This window comes from Pseudoalteromonas sp. T1lg21 (genome assembly GCF_002964625.1).
Classification (GTDB): domain Bacteria; phylum Pseudomonadota; class Gammaproteobacteria; order Enterobacterales; family Alteromonadaceae; genus Pseudoalteromonas; species Pseudoalteromonas gelatinilytica.
Genome location: NZ_PQBX01000048.1, coordinates 1 through 4,456 on the forward strand (window position 1 = coordinate 1; position 4,456 = coordinate 4,456).

The following is a 4,456-nucleotide window of genomic DNA, read 5'->3' on the forward strand; positions in this document are numbered from 1 at the left end:
CTCAGGCGGCATGTTCACCTATGAAAAGTCAGCAACCCTTTACCGTCATGATGTAAATTCGGGCGTTGTTGCTTGGGGTGCTAACAATGGCGGCGTGATGATTTCATTCTCTGGCGCAGGTTGTGCGGGTCTCGATATTCCAAAACTTCACGCCATGCTTAAGAAAATGCCGAACGTAAAAATCACCCGTTTGGATATTGCTTACGATGACTATGACGGCGAAAAATCCGTTCTAAATTACTTCCAAAATCTTGAAGAAGGCGGCTTCTGTAAAACGAACCAAGCGCCCTCTTTCTCATGGATTCAAACTGGCGAACTGCAAAAATTATCTAATGAGCAACAAGCGCTATGGAAGAAAAAACACGGTTGGCAAAAACGTTATGACTGCGTGGCCAATGGCGGAAACACGCTTTATGTAGGAAGTCGCAAAAATGGAAAAATGGCGCGTATTTATGAAAAAGGCAAGCAAATGCAAAGTGAAACTCAACCTAATTGGGTGCGTGCTGAGCTTGAGCTTAGGTCTATTGACCGTGTTATCTCCTTGGATGCACTTCTCAATACCGATGCCGTTTTTGCTGCTGCATACCCTGCTTTTGAGTTTGTTAGCGCTAAACGTCTTGAGATTAAAACCACCACACGTAAACCAAAAGTAAGTGGAATTTTTGTTGCTGAAAGACTCGAACGTTATTGCGCACAGTCTTACGGCAAGTTTTTAAATTTCTTACGTCACGTTAAAGAACTGCCTGACAGCGAAATTATTAACCAATTAACCAAAGGCCTTAACCCGTGGGATATCCCCGACTCTATTAATCAGGCCTGTATATCACCACCAAATCAAATGGAGTTAGCCCCATGAAAGTAACCCTATTATCTGCCGCAAATGGTAAAGGCATTTCACAAAAAACTGGCGCACCTAAGCACTACGCGTTTTCGTCTATCAGCTACTTAGTACCTGAAAAGGACTTTATCCAAGGTGACCACCAAATCCAGAAATGCGGCTTTGAACCAAAGTCTTTAAACATCCTTGATGAGCAGTCTTTGTATAACAAGTTTAAAAACATCTTAGACCAACACGGTATTTGTGAGGTTGATTTAACACTTCAACCTGACCCAGAAAACATGTCTCGTAACGTTGTTTCAGATGTAAAACTGGTTAGCTAACCATGCAATGTATTTATCTAAATGCTGACGGCACGTTGACCGCAACAACTGAAACACTCGAACAATGCTCAGGCTATGTTCTAGTTCCTAGCCACGATGCGGCGGCCTATGTTGAAAGCATTCAGATAACGGCTCTTGAGATTGGAGAGTCATTTACTTGGGGCTTTGGCCTCGTCGTTCTGTTCGGGTTTTTGTCATTTAAAGTAAAAGCAGCCCGAATGGTAATAAACAAACTTTAAAAGGAAATCAACATGACTGATATTTTCGCAGCAGTAGATATGGCAGGCGTTGCAACGTTCGTAGGTGCAACTGGTGTTTTAATCGTTGGCGTTGCACTCGCTTACAAGGGTATCACTCTTGCCAAGCGTGCAGTTGCTAAAGCTTAAGGCATAAAAATATGGGCGGCCTAATAGTCGCCCTTATCTACACAATATGTGCATTGATAGGGGCTTTAACTGGTTTCATAGTTTGTAAAAATTTCGGTTGGGGATAGCAGCCAATGAAAAAAACTCTTTATGCAATGGCGCTTTTTAGCGCTTTTTTTGTTTCTTCGAATGAGGATGAATACAACCCTGATTCTTTAATTCCCGCTAAGAATGAACAAGTAACCGGTTACACTGAATGTTATAAGCTAATCACAGATAGATACCCTTTATACAACAGTCGCCAGTCTATAACTATTATTCAAGGCACTGACGCATCAGCTTGTTTAGAAAATACGTGGCAAGGTGTCGGTGCGTATGCTGGTATTTCCTATACGTTTGATACACAGAACGTAACAAGGAATGATGCAAATTATCAGTATGTTGACTTTAATTTTAAAGCAGATGAAAACCAATCAACTGCTTGGAAAAACAATGTCGTTGCAATGGGTGCGCGTGTTTACAAGACTCAATCGTCTGACTTTTATTCGTGTCCACCTGACGGTAATCCACTTCATACTATTGCTGTTGGTTCTGGCTCTTCAATGATGTGTGGTAAACCAATTGGCACACCAGAGCCAGACCCAAGTGATTGTGATGAATTTGGTAATAACAGTTTTTTACCACCAAATGATAGTTTAAACGTACCAGCTGGAGGTTCAGTTTGTTACACAACAGCAAGTGGTTCACAATGCAAATTTAAGCAAAACCCTTTCGGCTCAGGCTTTGAACAAACTGGTGAACAATGCACTGGTGAAGAACCTACCTACCCTAAGCCCGACATAACACCACCGGATAACGCTGATAACCCTAATGCATGTGCAACTGTTGGTTCAACAGACCCTTATGCTATATGCCCTGTAAATCCGAATGATGTGTGCAATCGAATTATTGTCGCGGGTGATGGTGGCGACAAAATTATGAACCAATGCCCTGCTGGTTGTGGCTCTGTAGATGGTCAGTATGTATGTGCTTATCCTGATTCAAATGGTGACGGTATTCCAGACCAAAACCAAGACCCCGAAAAAGGTTCTGATACAAAAGACCCAAACGACCCGAATGATGAAACACCCGATTCAACTAAAACGAATAACCTTCTTTATGGCTTGGATAAAAAGTTAGGCGTTGGCAACTCTCGATTAACGGGGATTAAAACGGGTATCGAGGGCATGACTAAAGAGCAAATTAAAGGGAATGGCTCATTGGCTGCCATTGCATCCAATACCGCTAAGACAGCAAATAACACATTAGGCGCATCTGAAAACACAGCTGAAATCCTTAAATCCATTTCTGAAACTGAGATTGGTGATTCCTTTAACCCTGAGAATGCATCGAGTTTTTATGAATCAGAATATGAAGAAGGTTTTGCGGGTGTATGGCAAGAAAAGTCAGGTGAATTTCAGCAAACAGAAGCCTATCAATTTTTACAGCAATTTAAGTTCAATGGCGGCGGCGCTGCACCTGATACCAGTATTTGTTTTAACTTAGGTCAATTTATGGATTTTGGTTGTTCTGAACTTCCCGTTCCTGATGCTGGCCTATTAGCAATTCTTAAAGTGTTTATTTTAATTTCANNNTTATGCCTCATCGTTAGGACTGTCTCAAGCAATGAGCATGATAATAATTTCATTAGGTATTCGGTTCTTATTGCAGTTAATTCCATTTGTTAGATTAGGGAGTTAATCATGATTCATGGTATCTCTGGTAAAACAGGCGGCGGCAAAAGCTATGAAGCAGTTGTCCGCCATATCATCCCGACAGTAACAGAACACAAACGAAAAGTAGTAACAAACTTACCGCTTGATGTTGAACATTTTTGTTCTATTTATGGTGAGTATTGCCGTGACTTAATTGAAGTCATTGACGGTGAGTTTCACAACTACGGTGGGCAACGCCCGTTCTCTAAAAAAGAGCATTACCTCCAATATGAAGATTGGCAAAACGAAGAAGGTAATCGTGTTTACTTCTTTGTTGATGAATGTCACTTAGCACTTCCCCAGCAAGGCACAGATAAGGAAGTAAAACAGTTTTACGATATGCATCGTCACTACGGTTTCGACATAATGCTGATTACTCAAAACTTTAGAAAAGTAGACAGGGATATACGCGACTTAGTGGCTAACCATTATCGTGCTATCAAAAAATCAATGATGGGTCAGGATGATAAATACATTCTAAAGGTGCATGATGGGTCTTCGGCAACAAACGCAACTGTTGTTGCTACTCACGAACGTGAGTATGAAGCTAAGTATTTTAAGTTTTATAAGTCTCATACGAAAAGTGACCAAAGCGTAAAAGAAGCTGCACCAAGTGATATTAAAAAATGGTATGACAACTGGTTCATAAAAGGATCTATTGTTTTCTTTATCGTTGCCCTATTCCTTCTTTACTTAGGTTTTAAGAAACAAAGTAAGATTGACGAAACTAATACAAAGTTAGTTTCTGATAGTCCGGTTGCAACTCAAACCTCTATGCCAGGGCAAACTCCAGTACCTGCAACAAATCAAATATTGGCACAACAAGCTGAGATAAAAGAGCTGTTGGCCAAACAGAAAAAAGAGCAAGAAGCCGAAGAAAAGAAACACCCCTTTTACAAAGTCGGCTTACACATAGCAGGATGGGCTGAGTATACCGAGCTTGGAAAGATAACAAAGAATTACTATCTAAGCGCCAGCCAAAATGGACAGCATATATTTGAGTTATCGCTACGTGATTTAGTGCTTGCAGGATATACCGTTGCAGTACGTTCTAGTTGTGTAATCGAAATTCAATACCGTAAATACCATGATTTCATTACGTGTGACTCTCCAAAAGTTGGTGTGTTCGATGAAGCACCATCAGAGCTAACAGAATAGCTGGGAGGGACCCGCAAC

At 41.0% G+C, this 4,456-nt stretch carries 4 protein-coding genes; all 4 read left to right on the plus strand.

Annotation, left to right across the window (positions count from 1 at the left end; all coding sequences use genetic code 11):
• Positions 1-856, plus strand: an 856-nt coding sequence (locus C2M25_RS10260; protein ID WP_199775169.1) for a replication initiation factor domain-containing protein, incomplete at its 5' end; no start/stop codon positions are given.
• Positions 853-1,161: a hypothetical protein gene (locus tag C2M25_RS10265; protein ID WP_105181042.1), complete on the plus strand. Its 309-nt coding sequence runs from the start codon at positions 853-855 to the stop codon at positions 1,159-1,161. The genes C2M25_RS10260 and C2M25_RS10265, both read left to right, overlap by 4 nt.
• A 251-nt stretch (positions 1,162-1,412) precedes the next feature.
• The gene (locus C2M25_RS22195; RefSeq protein WP_008467240.1) at positions 1,413-1,547 is read left to right on the plus strand and encodes a membrane protein; all 135 of its coding nucleotides are present in this window, start codon (positions 1,413-1,415) and stop codon (positions 1,545-1,547) included.
• Positions 1,548-3,268: 1,721 nt separating this feature from the next.
• Positions 3,269-4,438, plus strand: coding sequence for a zonular occludens toxin domain-containing protein (locus C2M25_RS10280; protein ID WP_105181045.1), 1,170 nt, complete (start codon positions 3,269-3,271; stop codon positions 4,436-4,438).
• The last annotated feature ends 18 nt before the right edge of the window (positions 4,439-4,456 follow it).